The sequence below is a fragment of the Streptomyces sp. MspMP-M5 genome, from assembly GCF_000373585.1.
Lineage (GTDB): Bacteria > Actinomycetota > Actinomycetes > Streptomycetales > Streptomycetaceae > Streptomyces.
The window spans coordinates 44,389-63,754 of sequence record NZ_KB891896.1 but is presented as its reverse complement, the minus strand read 5'-3'; the positions used below and the strand labels follow the sequence as shown (position 1 = coordinate 63,754).

Annotated in this window: 16 protein-coding genes and 1 pseudogene; 1 reads left to right on the top strand and 16 read right to left on the bottom strand. The window is 73.3% G+C overall.

Features of this window, described 5'->3' with window-relative positions; all coding sequences use genetic code 11:
• Positions 1-256: 256 nt before the first annotated feature.
• From B073_RS0119985 to fmt, 8 genes are all read right to left on the bottom strand, one after another.
• Positions 257-1,720, bottom strand: coding sequence for a GuaB1 family IMP dehydrogenase-related protein (locus B073_RS0119985; protein WP_018539856.1), 1,464 nt, complete (start codon positions 1,718-1,720; stop codon positions 257-259).
• Between the two features lie 162 nt (positions 1,721-1,882).
• Positions 1,883-2,326 carry a barstar family protein gene (locus B073_RS0119980; protein WP_018539855.1) on the bottom strand — a complete coding sequence of 148 codons (444 nt, stop codon included), beginning with the start codon at positions 2,324-2,326 and terminating at the stop codon, positions 1,883-1,885.
• Positions 2,323-2,793, bottom strand: coding sequence for a ribonuclease domain-containing protein (locus tag B073_RS0119975; RefSeq protein WP_018539854.1), 471 nt, complete (start codon positions 2,791-2,793; stop codon positions 2,323-2,325). The genes B073_RS0119980 and B073_RS0119975 overlap by 4 nt, the downstream gene beginning before the upstream one ends.
• A 61-nt stretch (positions 2,794-2,854) precedes the next feature.
• Positions 2,855-3,844: a sugar-binding transcriptional regulator gene (locus B073_RS0119970; RefSeq protein ID WP_018539853.1), complete on the bottom strand. Its 990-nt coding sequence runs from the start codon at positions 3,842-3,844 to the stop codon at positions 2,855-2,857.
• Between the two features lie 219 nt (positions 3,845-4,063).
• Positions 4,064-4,744, bottom strand: a complete 681-nt coding sequence (gene rpe / locus B073_RS0119965; protein WP_018539852.1) for a ribulose-phosphate 3-epimerase — start codon at positions 4,742-4,744, stop codon at positions 4,064-4,066.
• A gap of 142 nt (positions 4,745-4,886) precedes the next feature.
• Positions 4,887-7,109 (bottom strand): NADP-dependent isocitrate dehydrogenase, encoded by a 2,223-nt coding sequence (locus B073_RS0119960; protein WP_018539851.1) that lies wholly within the window; start codon positions 7,107-7,109, stop codon positions 4,887-4,889.
• A gap of 146 nt (positions 7,110-7,255) precedes the next feature.
• Positions 7,256-8,695: an RsmB/NOP family class I SAM-dependent RNA methyltransferase gene (locus B073_RS0119955; protein WP_018539850.1), complete on the bottom strand. Its 1,440-nt coding sequence runs from the start codon at positions 8,693-8,695 to the stop codon at positions 7,256-7,258.
• A 142-nt stretch (positions 8,696-8,837) separates the two neighbouring features.
• Positions 8,838-9,776 (bottom strand): methionyl-tRNA formyltransferase, encoded by a 939-nt coding sequence (gene fmt / locus B073_RS0119950; RefSeq protein WP_018539849.1) that lies wholly within the window; start codon positions 9,774-9,776, stop codon positions 8,838-8,840.
• Between the two features lie 283 nt (positions 9,777-10,059).
• Here fmt and B073_RS0119945 point away from each other — a divergent pair, with 283 nt between their 5' ends.
• Positions 10,060-10,605 (top strand): hypothetical protein, encoded by a 546-nt coding sequence (locus B073_RS0119945; protein WP_018539848.1) that lies wholly within the window; start codon positions 10,060-10,062, stop codon positions 10,603-10,605.
• Between the two features lie 159 nt (positions 10,606-10,764).
• On the opposite strand, the gene B073_RS0119940 is transcribed toward B073_RS0119945, so the two are convergent.
• The 8 genes and pseudogenes from B073_RS0119940 to B073_RS0119905 all read right to left on the bottom strand — a co-directional run bounded on the left by B073_RS0119940 (position 10,765) and on the right by B073_RS0119905 (position 19,359).
• Positions 10,765-12,906: a primosomal protein N' gene (locus tag B073_RS0119940; protein ID WP_018539847.1), complete on the bottom strand. Its 2,142-nt coding sequence runs from the start codon at positions 12,904-12,906 to the stop codon at positions 10,765-10,767.
• Positions 12,907-13,021: 115 nt separating this feature from the next.
• Positions 13,022-14,230 (bottom strand): methionine adenosyltransferase, encoded by a 1,209-nt coding sequence (gene metK, locus B073_RS0119935; protein ID WP_018539846.1) that lies wholly within the window; start codon positions 14,228-14,230, stop codon positions 13,022-13,024.
• 273 nt (positions 14,231-14,503) lie between these two features.
• Positions 14,504-15,733, bottom strand: a complete 1,230-nt coding sequence (gene coaBC, locus B073_RS0119930; RefSeq protein ID WP_018539845.1) for a bifunctional phosphopantothenoylcysteine decarboxylase/phosphopantothenate--cysteine ligase CoaBC — start codon at positions 15,731-15,733, stop codon at positions 14,504-14,506.
• 138 nt (positions 15,734-15,871) lie between these two features.
• Positions 15,872-16,145 (bottom strand): annotated as a pseudogene (rpoZ, locus tag B073_RS40460) (DNA-directed RNA polymerase subunit omega).
• An 80-nt stretch (positions 16,146-16,225) separates the two neighbouring features.
• Positions 16,226-16,846, bottom strand: a complete 621-nt coding sequence (gene gmk / locus B073_RS0119920; RefSeq protein ID WP_051094099.1) for a guanylate kinase — start codon at positions 16,844-16,846, stop codon at positions 16,226-16,228.
• 38 nt (positions 16,847-16,884) lie between these two features.
• Entirely contained in the window at positions 16,885-17,208 is a 324-nt protein-coding gene (locus tag B073_RS0119915) for an integration host factor (RefSeq protein ID WP_016572363.1), read from the bottom strand.
• Positions 17,209-17,413: 205 nt separating this feature from the next.
• A complete protein-coding gene (gene pyrF, locus B073_RS0119910) occupies positions 17,414-18,253 on the bottom strand; it encodes an orotidine-5'-phosphate decarboxylase (protein ID WP_018539842.1) in 840 nt (279 codons plus the stop codon).
• Entirely contained in the window at positions 18,250-19,359 is a 1,110-nt protein-coding gene (locus B073_RS0119905; RefSeq protein WP_018539841.1) for a quinone-dependent dihydroorotate dehydrogenase, read from the bottom strand. Before B073_RS0119905 ends, pyrF begins: the two co-directional genes overlap by 4 nt.
• Positions 19,360-19,366: the final 7 nt, after the last annotated feature.

The window sequence follows — 19,366 nt, the reverse complement described above, 5'->3', positions numbered from 1 at the left end:
GCAGCAGGAGACCGCCGAGCAGGCGGTCTCCGCCACTCCACGTACAGCGCATGACCTTACGGCCCCTCGTTCACCCGCCGTAATGCAGCTTCCTTGCGCAACCGCGGTGGAACGTTGCGCACAGCCGAGAACAGCGGCGGAACGTTGCGCTCCACCCAGTGAATCACGACCGTGCCCGGAGAACGCGACCGGCCCCGCACCAGGTCGGTGCGGGGCCGGTGAGCGGCAGGTACGGAGCCGTCGGCGGCTCGGCGGGTCAGTTCCAGCTGTTGTGCAGCGGCTTGCCCTCGGCGTAGCCGGCGGCGCTCTGGACGCCGACCACGGCCTTCTCCGCGAACTCCTCGAGGGAGGCCGCGCCGGCGTAGGTGCAGGAGCTGCGGACGCCCGCGATGATCGAGTCGATCAGGTCCTCGACGCCGGGCCGGGCCTGGTCGATGAACATCCGGGAGGTGGAGATGCCCTCCTCGAACAGCGCCTTGCGGGCGCGGTCGTAGGCCGACTCCTCGCTGGTGCGGTTGCGCACCGCACGCGCCGAGGCCATGCCGAAGCTCTCCTTGTACGGCCGGCCCTCGGCGGTGTGCTGGAGGTCGCCGGGCGACTCCAGGGTGCCGGCGAACCACGAGCCGATCATGACGTTGGACGCGCCCGCGGCCAGCGCCATGGCCACGTCGCGGGGGTGCCGGACACCGCCGTCGGCCCAGACGTGCTTGCCGTACTTGCGGGCCTCGGCGGCGCACTCCAGCACCGCGGAGAACTGCGGCCGGCCGACGCCGGTCATCATGCGGGTGGTGCACATCGCGCCCGGGCCGACACCGACCTTGATGATGTCCGCGCCGGCCTCGATGAGGTCACGCACGCCGGAGGCGGCGACGATGTTGCCGGCGACGATCGGGACCTGCGGGTCCAGCGCCCGGACCGCCTTGATCGCGCTGATCATCGACTCCTGGTGGCCGTGCGCGGTGTCCACGACGAGGGTGTCCACACCGGCGTCCAGCAGCGCCTTGGCCTTGCCGGCCACGTCGCCGTTGATGCCGACGGCGGCGGCGATCCGCAGCTTGCCCTCGGCGTCGGTGGCGGGGGTGTACAGGGTGGCGCGCAGCGCGCCCTTGCGGGTCAGGATGCCGACCAGCATGCCGTCCGCGTCGACCGCGGGGGCCAGCTTGCGGTTGGCTGCGTCGAGGCGGTTGAACGCCTCGCGGGGGTCGATGTCCGCGTCCAGGACCAGCAGGTCCTTGGACATGACCTCGGCGACCTGGGTGAAGCGGTCCACCCCGGCCAGGTCGTGCTCGGTGACGACGCCGACCGGCCGGCCGCCCTCGACGACGATGCCCGCGCCGTGCGCCCGCTTGGGCAGCAGCGACAGCGCGTCGGCCACGGTGGAGACCGGGGAGAGCACGATCGGCGTGTCCAGCACCAGGTGGCGCTGCTTGACCCAGGTGATGACGTCGGTGACGACGTCGATCGGGATGTCCTGCGGGATCACGACCAGACCACCGCGGCGGGCCACGGTCTCGGCCATGCGGCGGCCGGCGATCGCCGTCATGTTGGCGACCACGAGGGGGATGGTCGTGCCGGAGCCGTCGCGCGAGGCGAGGTCCACGGCCTGGCGGGAGCCCACCGACGAGCGGCCGGGCACCATGAAGACATCGTCGTAGGTCAGGTCGTAGGGCACCGAAGAACTCTCTTCGAGGGCGCCGTTCTTCGGATTGAGGAATCGCATATAGCCCAGGATACGGGGCCTGACCAGGACTCATGCGATAGTCCTACGGCGGCCTGGGATCGTGTGTGCGATCCGCCAACGCGCGGTCCGCCCACCGGGACGCCGGCTCACCGGACGCATCCGCGGCGTCGCGGAACGGCGCCCCGGCGGGCGGGGCCGGAACTACGCGCCCTGCCGGCCGCGCCCGCCGGCCATGATCACCGCGAGCCCGGTGTCGGTGTCCCGCCAGTACCCCACGGCGTCCGCCAGCACCCCCTCGACCACGGCCCAGTCCTCGGGGACGGCGGCCGCGTACTCCTGCCAGCCGGTGACGACCAGCAGGCGGCCGCGGGCCGGCGGCAGCCACGACAGGTCGGTGAGGCAGTCGGCCAGGGCGTCCCAGTTGTGGCCGAAGTACCCGGGGAAGTCCAGGGCGTCCGCGCAGCGGTCCAGGAACGCGGCCTTGTCGGCGGCCCCGCCGAGGTCCAGGGTCGCGGCGTGCCAGCCCGCGTCCCGGGCGGCGGCCAGCGCGTCCGCCACCGGGCGGTCGGCCGGCCAGGGCAGCACCCCCGCCGGCGTCCGCCCGTCGAGCACCGCGGCCAGTCCCCGGGGCACCTCGGGGCTCACCGGAGCACCGCCTGGAAGCTCTTGTAGTGGTCGCCGGTGTAGAAGAACTCGTGGTGCTTGCCGGTGATCAGGCGGCGGGCGCCGCGGTTCTTCGCACCGGGGGTGTCGACCGTGTACTCGTGGTAGTAGCCGCGCGGCTCGGCGGGCAGCCGCTTCTCGTAGTTGCCGAAGACGGTGCCGTCCTTCGGGTACGGGAACGGCCCGCCGGCGTCGATCAGCTTCAGGGTGCGGCGGGCCTCGGCGGGCAGCCGGTCGGCCGGGACGGTCGGCAGGCCCTTGGCCCAGCCCGGTGCGGCGCCGCCGGACGGCCGGCCGCCGGCCGTGGCGGTCGCGGACGGCCGGTGCGAGGGGGCCGAACTCCCCTTGCCGTCACCGCCGGTGGAGCAGCCGGTCAGGACGAGGAGCAGCGCGGCGAGCAGCGCGCCGAGGACGGCGGCGGCCCGGCGCGGCGCGGTGTGGATCAGCATGCGCCGATGCTGTCACAGCCGCGCTCGGGCTGCTCGCCGGCGGACGCCCCGGGCCGCGCGCTCACTTCCCGTCGGGGTCCGCCCGGTCCAGCGCCGGCCGCGGGCCGGGGCCGGTCTCCAGCAGCAGGTGGTCGGCGGCCGCGGTGTCCGTCACCAGGCTCGTCACCAGACCGGAGCGGAGCACCGCGCCGATCGCCGCGGCCTTGCGCCGGCCGCCGGCGATCGCCACCACCTCGGGGATGCGGCGCAGCCGGTCCGCCTCGACGGTGATGCAGCGCTCGCCCAGGTCGCGGCCGACCCGCCGCCCCTCGGCGTCGAAGAGGTGCGAGGACGACTCGGCGACCGCGCCCAGCGAGGCGTAGTGCTCCCGCTCCTCCTCCGACAGCATGTCGTAGACGGTCGAGACGCCCGGCTCCCACGAGCCGATGGAGACGCAGGCGACGGTGACCTTGTCGAAGTACTCGAAGGCGCGGGCGATGCCGGTCTGGCCGCGCAGCGCGGCGGCGGTCGCCGAGTCGGGCAGCAGCATCGGCGCGTAGATCGGGTGCGCCTCGCCGCCGGAGACGTCGGCCGCGCGGCGGACCGCCTCGACCGAGCCGCGGTCGGCGGTGCCGGCGTCGTAGACCCCGGTCAGCTGGACGACGGTGCACGGCGGGAGGTGGTGCAGTGCCGCCGCCATGTGGATCATCGAACGCCCCCAGGCGAGCCCCAGCACATCGCCCTCGGCGACGAGTTCGCCGAGGAGGTCGGCCGCCACCTCGCCGAGGTTCTCCGGGTCGGCGGCGTCCTCCGACGCGTCCGCGGGCGATTCGACGACGACCGCGTGCCGCAGGCCGTAACGGGCGCGCAGGGCGTCGGAGCGCTCCGCGTCGAGTTCGGAGGGCACCCGGATCTCGATCCGTACGAGATCACGCTCCAGGGCCGTCTCCAGGACGCGGGCGACCTTGAAGCGGCTGACGCCGAACTCCTCCGCGATCTGGATCTTGGACTTGCCCTCGAGATAGAAGCGGCGGGCCATGGCCGCGGCCTGCACCAGCTCGGCGGGGCCCATTCCGGACTGCGGGCGGCTGGCTACCACGAATTTCTCCCCTTTTGCGCATCTGATCGAGTCTTTGCTCATCCTTTCAGAAACCCGAGGTGTACGGGGACCAAGACCGGCACGACGGGCATGAACGCTCGGTTGCCACCAGGACAACCGAGGGCGCGTGACATGTCCGACGTACCCGGCCCCGGGTCCCGTACGGGCCGGGTCTCCTCGACCAGGGGGCGATCAGTGGGCGCAGCCCCAGCTCGCGGCGGTCGCCGCCTCGGCCTTCTCCCGCAGGTCGCGGACGGCCTTGGCCGGGTCGTCCGCCCCGTACACCGCGGAGCCGGCCACGAACACGTCGGCGCCGGCCTCCGCGCACCGCTCGATGGTCTCCGCGGAGACCCCGCCGTCCACCTGGAGCCACATCTGCAGGCCGTGCCGCGAGATCAGCTCCCGGGTGCGGCGGATCTTCGGCAGCATGATGTCCAGGAACGCCTGACCGCCGAAGCCGGGCTCGACGGTCATGATCAGCAGCATGTCCAGCTCGGGCAGCAGGTCCTCGAACGGCTCGATCGGGGTGGCCGGCTTCAGCGCCATCGACGCCCGCGCGCCCTTGGCCCGGATCTCCCGCGCCAGTCGCACCGGCGCCCCGGCCGCCTCCGCGTGGAAGGTGACCGAACCGGCCCCGGCCTCCACGTACTGCGGCGCCCAGCGGTCCGGGTCCTCGATCATCAGGTGCAGGTCGAGGGGGGTGTCCGTCGCCCTGCTCAGCGACTCGACGATCGGCACACCGAGGGTGAGGTTGGGGACGAAGTGGTTGTCCATCACGTCGACATGGAGCCAGTCGGCGCCCTCGACGGCCCTCGCCTCCTCTGCGAGGCGGGCGAAGTCGGCGGACAGGATGCTGGGGTTGATCAAGGCCATGCCCCCAGTATGGCGGTCCGCCCGCGGCCGGGCCGCGGCGCCCCGGATCCCCGTCACTCCGGGTCCGGCACACACCGGGCCGCCCCGGCCGGACGCGCGGCCCGGCCGGGGCGGACGAGGTGGTGCCGAGGTGCTGCGGTGGTCAGCCCTGGAGGGCCGCCAGCGCCTGGTTCAGCGTCTTCGACGGACGCATCACGGCGGACGCCTTGGCCGGGTCGGGGCGGTAGTAGCCGCCGATGTCGGCCGGGGAGCCCTGCACCGCGATCAGCTCGTCGACGATGGTCTGCTCCTGCTCGGTCAGCGTCTTGGCCAGCGGCCCGAACGCCTCGGCGAGCTGCGCGTCGTCGGTCTGCTTGGCCAGCTCCTGGGCCCAGTAGAGGGCGAGGTAGAAGTGGCTGCCGCGGTTGTCGATGCCGCCCAGCCGGCGGCTCGGCGACTTGTTCTCGTTGAGGAACGAGCCGGTCGCGCGGTCCAGGGTGTCGGCGAGGACCTTGGCGCGGGCGTTGCCCGTGGTGTTCGCCAGGTGCTCGAAGCTGACCGCGAGCGCGAGGAACTCGCCCAGGCTGTCCCAGCGCAGGTAGTTCTCCTTGACCAGCTGCTGGACGTGCTTGGGGGCGGAACCGCCGGCGCCGGTCTCGAACAGGCCGCCGCCGTTCATCAGCGGGACGACCGAGAGCATCTTGGCGCTGGTGCCCAGCTCCAGGATCGGGAACAGGTCGGTCAGGTAGTCGCGCAGGACGTTGCCGGTGACCGAGATGGTGTTCTGGCCGCGGCGGATGCGCTCGACGGAGAGCTTGGTGGCCTCGACCGGGGAGAGGACGCGGATGTCCAGGCCCTCGGCGTCGAACTCCGGCAGGTACTGCTCGACCTTCTTGATCAGCTGGGCGTCGTGGGCCCGCTCGGCGTCCAGCCAGAACACGGCCGGGTCGCCGGTGGCGCGGGCGCGCGTGACGGCCAGCTTGACCCAGTCCTTGATCGGCGCGTCCTTGGTCTGGCAGGCGCGGAAGATGTCGCCCTCGGAGACGGTCTGCTCCAGCACGACGTCGCCGGCCTGGTCGACCAGCCGGACGGTGCCGGTGGCCGGGATCTCGAAGGTCTTGTCGTGCGAGCCGTACTCCTCGGCCTTCTGCGCCATCAGGCCGACGTTCGGCACGGAGCCCATGGTCGACGGGTCGTAGGCGCCGTTGGCCCGGCAGTCCTCGATGACGGCCTGGTAGACGCCGGCGTAGGAGGAGTCCGGGATGACGGCGAGGGTGTCGGCCTCGTTGCCGTCCTTGTCCCACATGTGGCCCGAGGTGCGGATCATGGCCGGCATGGAGGCGTCGATGATGACGTCGGACGGCACGTGCAGGTTGGTGATGCCGCGGTCGGAGTCGACCATGGCCAGGTCCGGGCCCGCGGCCAGCTCGGCCTCGAAGGACGCCTTGATCTCGGCGCCGTTGGCCAGGGACTCCAGGCCCTTGTAGATGCCGCCCAGACCGTCGTTCGGGGTCAGGCCGGCGGCGGCGAGGTCCGCGCCGAAGCGGGCGAAGGTCTCCGGGAAGAAGGCGCGCACGACGTGACCGAAGACGATCGGGTCGGAGACCTTCATCATGGTGGCCTTCAGGTGCGCGGAGAACAGCACACCCTCTTCCTTGGCACGGGCGACCTGGGCGGTCAGGAACTCGCGCAGGGGGCCGACCCGCATCACGGAGGCGTCGACGACCTCACCGGCGAGGACCGGTACGGACTCGCGCAGCACGGTGGTGGTGCCGTTGTCGGCGACCAGCTCGATGCGCAGGCTGCCGTCCGCGGCGATCACGGTGGACTTCTCGGTCGAGCGGAAGTCGTCGGCGCCCATGGTCGCGACGTTGGTCTTGGAGTCGGCGCTCCAGGCACCCATGCGGTGCGGGTGGGCCTTGGCGTAGTTCTTGACCGACGCGGGCGCCCGGCGGTCCGAATTGCCCTCGCGCAGCACGGGGTTGACGGCGCTGCCCTTGACCTTGTCGTAGCGGGCGCGGATCTCGCGCTCCTCGTCGGTCTTCGGGTCGTCCGGGTAGTCCGGCAGCGCGTAGCCCTGCTCCTGGAGCTCGGCGATGGCCGCCTTCAGCTGCGGGATGGAGGCCGAGATGTTCGGCAGCTTGATGATGTTGGCGCCCGGCGTCTTGGCCAGCTCGCCGAGCTCGGCGAGGGCGTCGCCGATCCGCTGCTCCTCCGTCAGGCGCTCCGGGAAGCCGGCGATGATGCGGCCGGACAGCGAGATGTCGCGGGTCTCCAGCGTCACCCCGGCCTTCGCGGCGTAGGCCCCCACGACCGGCAGGAACGAGTACGTCGCAAGGGCCGGGGCCTCGTCAGTGTGGGTGTAAATGATGGTCGAGTCAGTCACCGGGTACTCCGCTCCATCCACGTCTCAAATATTGCTCGACATCAAGATATCAAGATTCCTCGACATCAAGATATCTCCTGGTCCGTCCCGCCCCCACGGCGGTGTGGCCGCCGGCGAACGGGACCGGCCACCGCGGCGGCGGACCGTCAGCCGGTCCGCCGCAGCAGCGCCAGATACATCGCGTCGGTGCCGTGCCGGTGCGGCCACAGCTGGACGTCCGGCCCGTCGCCGAGCTCCGGGACCCCCGGCATCAGCGGCCGGGCGTCGATCCACTCGGCCGCGGCCGCCGGACCGCCGCGCCCCTTGAGGACGTCCTCCACCACCGCCCGGGTCTCTGCCGGATGCGGCGAACAGGTCGCATAGCCCACCACCCCGCCGATCCGCACCGCCGCCAGCGCCTGCCGCAGCAGCTCCCGCTGGAGCGGAGCGAAGCCGTCCAGGTCCTCGGGGCGGCGCCGCCAGCGCGCCTCGGGCCGGCGGCGCAGCGCGCCCAGACCGGTGCACGGCACGTCCACCAGCACCCGGTCGAAGGCCCCGAGCCGCCACGCCGGACGGGTGCCGTCGGCGGCGATCACCGCATACGGGCCGGGGTTGCCGTCCAGAGCCCGGGCCACCAGCCGCGCGCGGTGCGGCTGCTTCTCCGAGGCCAGCAGCGCCGCGCCGCGCTGCGCCGCCAGCGCACCCAGCAGCGCCGCCTTGCCGCCCGGCCCCGCGCAGCCGTCCAGCCACACGCGGTCGGGGCCCTCCAGCGGCGCGTTCGCCAGCGCCAGCGCGACCAGCTGGCTGCCCTCGTCCTGCACGCCGGCGCGCCCCTCCCGCACCGCGTCCAGCGCGCCCGGCTCCCCGCCCTCGGCGAGCCGGACCGCGTACGGCGACCACCGGCCCGGCACCGCGCCGTTCTCGCCCGCGGCCGCCAGCAGTTCCTCGGCGGTGGACCGGCCGGGCCGCGCCACCAGCGTCACCTCGGGGCGCTCGTTGTCCGCCGCCAGCAGCTCCTCGATACCGGCGCGCCCGCCGCCGAGCGCGTCCCAGAGCGCGGAGACGACCCACCGCGGATGCGCGTGCACGATCCCCAGGTGCTCCTCGGGATCCTCGTCGTACGCCGGAGCCACCCGCTCCAGCCAGCCGTCCAGATCGTGCGCGGTGACCTTGCGCAGCACCGCGTTGACGAACTTCGCCCGGCCGTCGCCCACCACCACCCGGGCCAGTTCGACGGTGGCGCCGACCGCGGCGTGCGGGGGGATGCGGGTGCCGAGCAGCTGGTGCACGCCGAGCGTCAGCACGTCCAGCACCGGCGGGTCGACGTCGCGCAGCGGCCGGTCCACGCAGTCGGCCAGGATCGCGTCGTAGGTGCCCTGGCGGCGCAGCGAGCCGTAGACCAGCTCGGTGGCCAGCGCCGCGTCCCGGGCGTCGAAGTCGCCGGCCGCCCGCGCCTTGCGCAGCAGCGGCGGCAGGACAAGATTCGCGTACGCGTCCCGCTGGTCCACGGCCCGCAGCGCCTCGAACGCGAGGATCCGGACCGGGTCCTTCGTGGGGCGGCGGTAGGGCTTACGGGTGCCGTGGCGACGCGGCGGCTGCTGACTCACAGAAAGGTGCTCCGGTATTACGGGACGGGGTCCGCCCCAGCCTACGCGGACCGGAAGGCCCTGGCGCGGGGGGACTTACGGCCCCGGGGGAACGGCGGGGTGCCGGCCCAGCCGACATACCCGCGCCCCCGTCAGAAGCGCCCTAGTCCTCCAGCCGCTCCCCGGTCGCGATCCGCACGCCGCGGGCCCAGTCCGCGGCCCGCATCGGCTTCTTGCCCTGCGGCTGGACCCAGAGCAGCTCCACCGGGTCGCTGCCGGTGCCCGCGTGCACCGCCTTCTTGGTGGCGGCCAGTTCGCCCGGCGCCAGGGCCGGCCCGTCGTAGGCGGGGGCCGGGCCGGCCGCCATCACCTTCAGCCGCTCCCCGCGGAAGACCGTCCAGGCGCCGGGCGCCGGGGCGCACCCCCGGACCACCCGGTCCACCCGCAGCGCGGGCGCCGTCCAGTCGATCCGGGCGTCCTCCACCTCGATCTTCGGGGCGAGGGTGATCCCCTCCGCCGGCTGCGGCACGGCCTTGAGGGTGCCGTCCTCGATGCCGTCCATCGTGGCGGCGAGCAGACCGGAGCCGGCGAACGCCAGCCGGGTCAGCAGATCGCCGCTGGTGTCCGTCGGCCGGATCTCCTCGGTGAGCACCCCGTACACCGGGCCCGAGTCCAGCCCCTGCTCGATCTGGAACGTCGTGGCGCCGGTGATCTCGTCGCCGGCGAGCACCGCGTGCTGCACCGGCGCCGCGCCACGCCACGCCGGCAGCAGCGAGAAGTGCAGATTGACCCAGCCGTGGGCCGGGATGTCCAGCGCCGCCTTGGGCAGCAGCGCCCCGTAGGCGACCACCGGGCAGCAGTCCGGCGCGATCTCCCGCAGCCGGGCCAGGAAGTCCTCGTCCCGCGGCTTGACGGGCTTGAGCACCTCGATGCCGGCCTCCTCGGCGCGCTCCGCGACCGGGCTGGCCACCAGCCGGCGGCCCCGCCCGGCCGGCGCGTCCGGCCGGGTCACCACGGCCACCACCTCGTGCCGGTCCGAGGCGATCAGGGCGTCGAGGGCGGGTACGGCGACCTCGGGGGTACCGGCGAAGACAAGCCTCATGGGTGACGGACTACCTCTCACACGCTGCGGAACGGCGCACCAGTCTAGATGAGTGAGTCCGAAGTCCCGCCTGCCCGGCGGCGCCTTGACGCAGGTTCATGGGGCCGAACGCCAGGGGGCGTGCGAACCCGTCCGCGCCCTGCGTACACGCTCGTACGCCCCTGCACCGTGACCAGAGCCGCTCCTGGCGCGTTGGTCAAGCAGCATTGACCGAATTCCGGGCCGCTTTGGCGGCCCGATCGCTTTCACCTTTCCTTTCCACGCCGGTTCGAGAGGCTTGCTCATGGCCGACCACGCAACCCACGACGCCCAGGCACGCGCCAGCCTGCATCTCCTGGTGCGGGACATCGAGCGGGTCCGCCGGCAGGTGGATGCCCTGCGCACGCTCACCGCACAGCTCGGCAACGTCTACCGGCCCCGGCGCACGGGCCCCTCCACGGGCTTCGTCGTCTACGGGCGGGCGCCGGCCCCCACCGTGCGCCTCGCCCAGGAGCTGCGCGACAGCGTCGAGACCCTCGTCACCGCGGCGGTCGACTTCGACCGCTCGCTGGGCTTCTCCTGGGACGCGGTGGGCTCCGCGCTCGGCGTCACCAAGCAGGCGGTGCACCGCCGTTACGGCGCCCGGCGGGCCTCCACCCAGTCGTCGGGCGACGGCGGTGAGGCCGCGGTGCGCTCGTCCGACACCGCCGCGGCCCGCGCGGTCAGCATCGCCGGTGGCCTCGCCGGGGCCCCGTCCGTCCCCGCCGCCCGGTCGATGCCCACCCAGCCCTCCGCGTCCTCCCGCGACGAGGCCCGGCCGGGCGCCTTCCCCGGCCCCCGCAACGGCTGACTTCTCCCCCACCCGTGCAGGCCGCACCCCGCGGGCGCCACGCACCGGCACCCGGACCGCCCGCCGACATCGGTCCCGGGTGCCGTGCCATGCGACGGGCCTGATGGCTGCCGTCCGGCGGGGCTTCGAGCGGAGCGCCCACCGGCCGAAGCGGCGCGCTCAGCCCAGATCCGGCGGATCGACCCGCACCCGCACCGGCTGCCCCTCCCGCTTGACCAGACGGGCCGCCTGCGCCGTCTTCAGCGCCGCCGCCAGCGCCCCGCCCTGCCCGGGACGGACCCGTACGAGCACCCGCTCCCATACCTCGCCCGGCGGCGGGTCGCCCGGCCTGCGGGGCCGCCCGGGATCCGGCACCGCCACCGGAACGGGACCCAGCACCTCGGCCCCCGCGGGGAGTTCGGCCGCCGCCAGCACACCGGCCACGTCCTCGGCACGGCCCGCCACCGCGGCCATCCGCGACACCGGCGGGAAGCCCAGCTCCGCCCGCTCGGCCAGCTCCCGGACCGCGTGGCCCACCGGATCCCAGCGCACCAGCGCCTGCACCGGCCGCAGCGTCGGCTCCGCGATCACCGCGACCGTGCCGCCCGCCGCCTGGCCGCGGACCAGCGCCGCCGCGCCCAGCCAGCGGCGCAGCGCCTCCTCGCCGGCCCGCAGATCCGGCCGGCCCAGCAGCGCCCAGCCGTCCAGCAGCAGCGCCGCGGCATAGCCCGCGCCCTCCGCGATCGGCTCGGCGCCCGGTGTGCTCACCACCAGCGCGGGCAGGTCGGGGACGGACTCCAGGATGTGGTCCCGGCCGGAGGTCCGGACCGGTACGCCGGGGAACGCCCGGCCGAGCTCCTCCGCCGTCCGCCGTGCGCCGACGACCTGCGCCCGCAGCCGGGTGCCGCCGCACTCCGCGCAGGACCACTCCGGGACCGCCTGCCCGCACCAGCCGCAGCACAGTGCGCCGCCCTGGCTCTGCGCCTCCAGCGGCCCGGCGCAGTGCCGGCACCGGGCCGGTGTGCGGCAGCGCCCGCACGCCAGCCGGGGCACATATCCCCGCCGCGGAACCTGCACCAGGACCGGCCCGTGCGCCAGCGCCTTGCGCGCCGTCTGCCAGGCCAGCGACGGCAGCCGGGCGGCCCGCGCCGCCTCGTCCCGCGCCTGCTCGGTCTCGTCGACGGTGCGGACCAACGGCGCCGCGCCGCGCACCACTTCGCGGTCAGCGGCCAGCTGACGCGCCCAGCCGTTCTCCACCAGCTGGGTGGCCTCCACCGTGCGTCCCACGTCGCCGACCAGGCACCCGGCCTTCTCGTGGACGGCGCGGAGCAGGAGCACGTCCCGGGCGTGCGGATGGGGCGCGTGGATCTCGCTGTGGTTGGTGTTGCCGTCGTCCCAGATGGCGACGAGGCCGAGCTCGGCGACCGGTGCGTACATGGCGGCGCGGGTGCCCACCACGGCCCGCACCGCGCCGCGGCGTATCGCCAGCCAGCGGCGATAGCGCTCCTCGGGGCCCGAGTCGGCCACCAGGAGGGTGTGCCGGCCCGGCCCGATCAGCTCCGTCAGCGCCGCCTCGACCCGGGCGGCGGAGCGGCCGTCGGGCATCACCACCAGGGCGCCGCGCCCGGACGCCAGGGTGGCGGCCACCGCGGCGGCCAGTTCGGCCGGCCAGTGCGGACCCGGCAGGGCGGTCCACACGGCGCGCGGGGAGTCGCCGCGGGCCAGCGCCTCCAGGAACGCCGGGCCGGCCGGATAGCGGCTCCAGCTCCCCGGCGCGGGAGGGACGGGCGGCGGCGGGGCCGGCGGGAAGCGCTCCGCCTCGGCCTTGGCGTTGCGCGGTGGCAGGGCGAGCTGGAGGACATCGGCGAGCGAGCCGGCGTAGCGGTCGGCGACCGCCCGGCACAGCGCCAGCAGCGGGCCGCTGAGCACCGGCTCCGGCGAGACGACCTGGGCGAGCGCCGCCAGCGGTCCACGGTAGTCGGACTCGGCGACCCGCTCGACGAGATACCCGTCCAGCAGGCTCCCGCCCTCGCGGCGGCCCTCGCGCACCTTGCCGCTGCCCGCCCCGAAGCGCACCCGCACCCGCACCCCGGGCTGCGCCTCGGCGTCCATGGCGGCGGGCACCGCGTAGTCCCAGAGCCGGTCGAGGTGGACGGGGCCCTTGTCCACCAGTACCCGGGCCACCGGCAGGTGCGGCGCCAGCGCGGCGCCCCGCCAGGTGCGCGGTTTGGCCCGCTCCGCCTTCTTCTCCCGCACGGCCTCCCGGATCAGGGCCAGCTGCTCGCCCCGCTCCCCCGGATCCGGTCCGTTCTCCCTGCTCACAGCAACCAGTCTTAGCAGACGGCACCGACAACGGCGGCCGGGTGCGCAACGGCCCGGGGCCCCNGNCCNNCGTAGCGGTCCGGGGCCCCGGGGAAGTGCCCTGGTGGTGCGTGCCCTACAGGCCCGCGGCCTTGCGGAGGGCGTCCACCCGGTCGGTGCGCTCCCAGGTGAAGTCCTCCAGCTCGCGGCCGAAGTGGCCGTAGGCGGCGGTCTGGGAGTAGATCGGGCGGAGCAGGTCGAGATCGCGGATGATCGCGGCCGGGCGGAGGTCGAAGACCTCACCGATGGCCTGCTCGATCTTGTCGGTCTCGACGGCGTTGGTGCCGAAGGTCTCGACGAACAGGCCGACCGGCTCGGCCTTGCCGATCGCGTAGGCGACCTGGACCTCGCAGCGCGAGGCGAGACCGGCGGCGACCACGTTCTTGGCGACCCAGCGCATGGCGTAGGCGGCGGAGCGGTCGACCTTGGACGGGTCCTTGCCGGAGAAGGCACCGCCGCCGTGCCGGGCCATACCGCCGTAGGTGTCGATGATGATCTTGCGGCCGGTCAGGCCGGCGTCGCCCATCGGGCCGCCGATCTCGAACCGCCCGGTCGGGTTCACCAGCAGGCGGTAGCCGTCGGTGTCCAGCTTGATGCCGTCCTCGACGAGCTGGTTGAGGACGTGCTCGACGACGAACTCGCGGATGTCGGGTGCCAGCAGCGAATCCAGGTCGATGTCGCTGGCGTGCTGCGAGGAGACCACCACGGTGTCGAGACGGACGGCCTTGTTGCCGTCGTACTCGATGGTGACCTGGGTCTTGCCGTCGGGACGGAGGTAGGGGATGGTCCCGTTCTTGCGGACCTCCGACAGCCGGCGCGAGAGACGGTGCGCCAGGTAGATCGGCAGCGGCATCAGCTCGGGGGTCTCGTCGCACGCGTACCCGAACATCAGGCCCTGGTCGCCCGCGCCCTGCCGGTCCAGCTCGTCGTCGTCGCCCTCGACGCGGTTCTCATAAGCGGTGTCGACGCCCTGGGCGATGTCCGGCGACTGCGCGCCGATGGACACCGAGACACCGCAGGAGGCGCCGTCGAAGCCCTTCTTGGACGAGTCGTAGCCGATCTCCAGAATCTTGTTCCGGACAAGATTGGGGATGTCGGCGTACGCCTTGGTCGTCACCTCGCCGGCCACGTGCACCAGGCCGGTGGTGATCAGCGTCTCCACGGCGACCCGGGACGTCGGGTCCTCCTTCAGGAGTGCGTCGAGAATGGTGTCGCTGATCTGGTCAGCGATCTTGTCGGGGTGGCCCTCGGTGACGGACTCCGAGGTGAACAGGCGGCGGGACACATCGCTCCCTGGGGTTGCAGCGGCTGCTGGCTGATCATTTAGCGGAACGGCCGAGAGCTGCGCTCGGCCGAATCCACTGCCAGTTTATCGGTCTAATGTGGCGCGCGGGCACGCAGTCTCGATTTATGGAACCCCCGTGACCAGGGACACCACTGCCTCGCGGTAGTGACGATCACCTCGAGATCCAGTCGGGTCAAGAGGGCACGCCGATTTTCGGGGGTCGACCAGGGGTGCCGGGCGGCCCGGTGCGGCGGTTTCCGGCCGCGCCGGACATCACGGGCGCGGCTCGGCCAGTCGGGGGGCGACCAGGTCCCAGACGGTGTCGGCGAGGGCCTCCTTCGGCCCGTACGGGACGGGGGTCTCGGTGCCGTCCGTGGCGAGGATCACTGCCTCGTTCTCGGTCGAACCGAAGGTCCGGTGCTCGCCGACCTCGTTGACGACCAGGAGGTCGCAGCCCTTGCGGGCGAGCTTGGCGCGGCCGTTGGCGAGCACGTCGTCGGTCTCGGCGGCGAAGCCGACGACCAGCTGGCCGGGGCGGGCCCGCTCGGCGGAGAGCTCCGCGAGGATGTCCGGATTCCGTACCAGCGCGACCGGCTCCGGCTCCTGCCCCTCCTGCTTCTTGATCTTGCCGGGGGCGTAGACGGCGGGCCGGAAGTCGGCGACCGCGGCGGCCATCACCACCGCGTCGGCGTCCGCTGCGGCCTTCAGCACCGCCTCGCGCAGCTGGAGCGCGGTGCCGATGCGGAGCACGTCCACGCCGGCCGGGTCGGGCAGCTCGGTGTTGCCGGCGACGAGCGTGACCCGGGCGCCGCGGGCCGCGGCGGTGCGGGCGAGGGCGTAGCCCTGCCTGCCGGAGGAGCGGTTGCCGAGGTAGCGCACCGGGTCCAGCGGCTCACGGGTGCCGCCCGCGCTGACCACGACATGGCGGCCGGCGAGGTCCTGCGGCAGACCCCGGGCGCCGCGGGCCAGCACCTGGCGGCACAGGTCGAAGATCTCCACCGGGTCGGGGAAGCGGCCCTTGCCGGTGTCAACGCCGGTGAGCCGGCCCACCGCGGGCTCGATGACCAGCGCGCCGCGGCGCCGCAGGGTGGCGACGTTCCCCTGGGTGGCGGGGTTCTCCCACATCTCGGTGTGCATCGCGGGCGCGAAGACCACCGGGCAGCGGGCCGTGAGCAGGGTGTTGGTCAGCAGGTCGTCGGCGAGGCCGTGGGCGGCCTTGGCCAGCATGTCGGCGGTGGCCGGGGCGACCACGACGAGGTCGGCGGCCTGGCCGATGCGGACGTGCGGGACCTCGTGGACAGACTCCCAGACCTCGGTGGTGGCGGGGTTGCCGGACAATGCCGACCAGGTGGCCTCGCCGACGAAGTGCAGCGCCGAGGCGGTCGGCACGACCCGGACGTCGTGGCCGGACTCCGTGAACCGGCGCAGCAGCTCGCACGCCTTGTACGCGGCGACGCCGCCGCTGACCCCCAGGACGACCCTGGGCCGCTCCCGCTTGTCCATCGTTTCCCCGCTCCCCGAGCCTAGGTCCGAACGTGTGCCCCTCAACCTATGCCCTCGCGGCGCACCAAGGGCCCGGCAGGTTCCCCAGCTCGACGCCGGGGGCCCTGCCGGGCCCTTGGTGAGGGTGCGGTGTGCCGCTTACTGGCCGACCGGACCCTCGACGGCCTCGGAGGTCAGCAGGCCCGCGTTGATCTCGCGGAGCGCGATCGACAGCGGCTTCTCGTGCACGTGGGTGTCGACCAGCGGCCCGACGTACTCCAGCAGGCCCTCGCCGAGCTGGGAGTAGTAGGCGTTGATCTGGCGCGCGCTTGGCGGCGTAGATCACGAGGCTGTACTTCGAGTCGGTGGCCTCGAGAAGCTCATCAATGGGCGGGTTGATGATGCCCTCGGGTGCGGTGATGGAAGAGGACACTCTCTACCTTCCGAAAGGGGATGAAGCAGGTGGTGGCGCATAGGGCGCCGAAATCCGTGGCGCCGCGGTCGGGGCCGGGGTCAGTCGCCGGTGGCCCGGTCCTCAGTGCGGCGCAGCATCAAGGCTAGCAGCTCACGGCTGACGTCCTCGACGGAGGTGTTGACGAGCGTCACGTCGAACTCCTTCTCCGCCGCGAGCTCGATCCGGGCCGCCTCCAGGCGCCGCTCGATGACCTCGGGCGCCTCCGTGCCGCGGCCGGTGAGCCGGCGGACCAGCTCCTCCCAGCTCGGCGGCGCCAGGAAGACGAGGTTGGCCTCCGGCATGGACTCGCGCACCTGGCGGGCGCCCTGCAGGTCGATCTCCAGCAGGACCGGCTCGCCGGCCTCCAGGCGGTCCAGCACCGCCTTGCGCGGGGTGCCGTAGCGGTTGCCCGCGAACTCAGCCCACTCCAGCAGCTCGCCGTTGGCGATGAGCTTGTCGAACTCCTCGTCCTCGACGAAGAAGTACTGGACGCCGTGGCGCTCCCCGGGACGCGGCCTGCGGGTGGTGGCCGACACCGAGAGCCAGATCTCGGGATGGACCTTGCGCAGATGCGCGACGACCGTGCTCTTGCCGACCCCCGAGGGGCCGGAGAGCACGGTCAGGCGCGGTTGTCTGGCCGGGGATACGGGGGCGGACCCCCGGGAGACTGCTGAACTCATGCAGCGATTATTCCAGCTACCCGGCAGTGCCGGGAAACTCAGGAACCCGTGCTGCCGAACTCGCGCTCCAGCGATGCGATCTGGTTGGAGCCCAGACCACGGACCCGGCGGCTCTCGGAGATCCCGAGCCGCTCCATGATCTGCTTCGCCCGGACCTTGCCCACGCCGGGCAGGGACTCCAGGAGGGCCGAGACCTTCATCTTGCCGATGACATCGTTTTTCTGGCCCTGCTGGATGACCTCGTGCAGGGAGGCTCCCGAGTGCTTGAGCCGATTCTTGACCTCGGCGCGCTCCCGGCGAGCCGCGGCGGCCTTTTCGAGCGCGGCAGCGCGCTGTTCAGGGGTAAGGGGCGGAAGAGCCACGCCTACGTCACCTCGGATGTCGAACTGTCGGATACGGACCGGTGTGGAACCTAGTCGCCCCGCAACAGCGGAGCAACGAGCAACGCGCTTACGTGCAGTGCTCTCGACGGAGACTAGCGGCCGATCGCGCCGGAGTCAGCGAGAACAGACGAAAAGTCCTGGTCAGACTCAGCTGACCAGGACATTTCGGGACCAAATAACCGCGTTATGCGACGGCCGCGCGCACTTCGTCGGCACAGCGGGCCGCCGCCGCGCGCAGTGCGCCGGCGTCCGGACCGTGCTTCAGCACTCCCCGGCTGACGCTCGGGACGACGTTGCGGACCGCCGCGCCGAAGACGGTGGGCAGGTCGGCGGGGGTGGCGCCCTGGGCTCCGATGCCGGGCGCCAGCAGCGGACCGTTGATCGCCAGGTCGAAGGCGGAGAGATCGCCGAGGGTGGCGCCGACGACCGCGCCGAAGGAGCCCAGCGGCGCCGCCTGGGCGTTCTCGGCGGCGAGGTGGCCGAGCATGGTGGCGGCGACGCTGCGGCCGTCCTCACGGACCGCGCGCTGCACCTCCGCGCCCTCCGGGTTGGAGGTCAGGCCCAGCACGAAGAGCCCGGCGCCGCTCTGCCGGGCCAGCTCCACGGCCGGCGCAAGCGAGCCGTAGCCGAGGTACGGGGAGACCGTCAGCGCGTCCGAGAACAGCGGCGAGTCCGGGCGCAGGAACGCCTCGGCGTAGGCGCTCATGGTGGAACCGATGTCGCCGCGCTTGGCGTCCATGAGGATCAGCGCACCCCGCTCCCGCGCCTCTTCGACGGCGGTCTCCAGGACGGCGATGCCGCGCGAGCCGAACCGCTCGAAGAAGGCCGACTGCGGCTTGAAGACCGCGACCTGCTCGCCGAGCGCCTCCACGACGGTCCTGGTGAACCGCGCCAGGCCGGCGACGTCGTCGTTCAGGCCCCAGTCGGCCAGCAGCGAGGCGTGCGGGTCGATGCCGACGCAGAGCGGCCCGCGCTCGTCCATGGCACGGCGGAGACGGGCGCCGAAGGGTTCCATCGAGGTCATGATGCGGGCTTCCTTGCGTCGGCGCCGACCGCGTCGGCGAGGGTGGCGTACGGGCTGGTGCGCAGGCGCGCGGCGAGGCCCTTGTGGATCGACCGGCACCAGAAGGGGCCCTGGTAGATGAAGGCGCTGTAGCCCTGGACGAGGGTGGCGCCGGCGAGGATGCGCTGCCAGGCGTCCTCGGCGGTCTCGATGCCGCCGACGCCGATCAGGGTGGTCCGGTCGCCGACCCGGGCGTAGAGGCGGCGCAGGACCTCCAGGGAGCGCTCCTTGAGGGGGGCGCCGGAGAGGCCGCCGGTCTCGGCGGTCAGCTCGGGGTCGGAGGCCAGGCCCAGGCCCTCGCGGGCGACGGTGGTGTTGGTGGCGATGATGCCGTCCAGGGACAGTTCCAGGGCGAGGTCGGCGACCGCGTCCACGTCCTCGTCCGCGAGGTCCGGGGCGATCTTGACCAGCAGCGGGACCCGGCGGTCGGGGACGGTGCGGTCGGCGGCCTCGCGGACCGCGGTGAGCAGCGGCCGCAGGTGGTCGACGGCCTGGAGGTTGCGCAGCCCCGGCGTGTTCGGCGAGGAGACGTTGACGACCAGGTAGTCGGCGTGCCGGGCCAGGCGCTCGGTGGAGATGACGTAGTCGGCGACCGCCTCGGACTCCGGGACGATCTTGGTCTTGCCGATGTTGACGCCGAGGGTGGTCCGGAAGACCGGGTTGCGGGCGGCCAGGCGGGCCGCGACCGCCGCCGAGCCGTCGTTGTTGAAGCCCATGCGGTTGATCAGCGCGCGGTCCGGGACCAGCCGGAACAGCCGCTTCTTGGGGTTGCCGGGCTGTGGCTGGGCGGTGACCGTGCCGATCTCGACGTGGTCGAAGCCGAGCATGGCCAGGCCGTCGACGGCGGCGGCGTTCTTGTCGAAGCCGGCGGCCAGGCCGAACGGGCCGTGCATCCGGCGGCCCAGGGCCTCGGTGCGCAGCTCCTTGTAGCGGGGGGCGAGGGCGGCCGCGGCGAAGGTGCGCAGCACCGGGATGCGCGCGGCCCGGCGGATCCAGCGGAAGGCCAGGTGGTGGGCCTTCTCGGGGTCCATGCGCTGGAAGAACAGCTGGAAGAACAGGCGGTACATGGTGGTG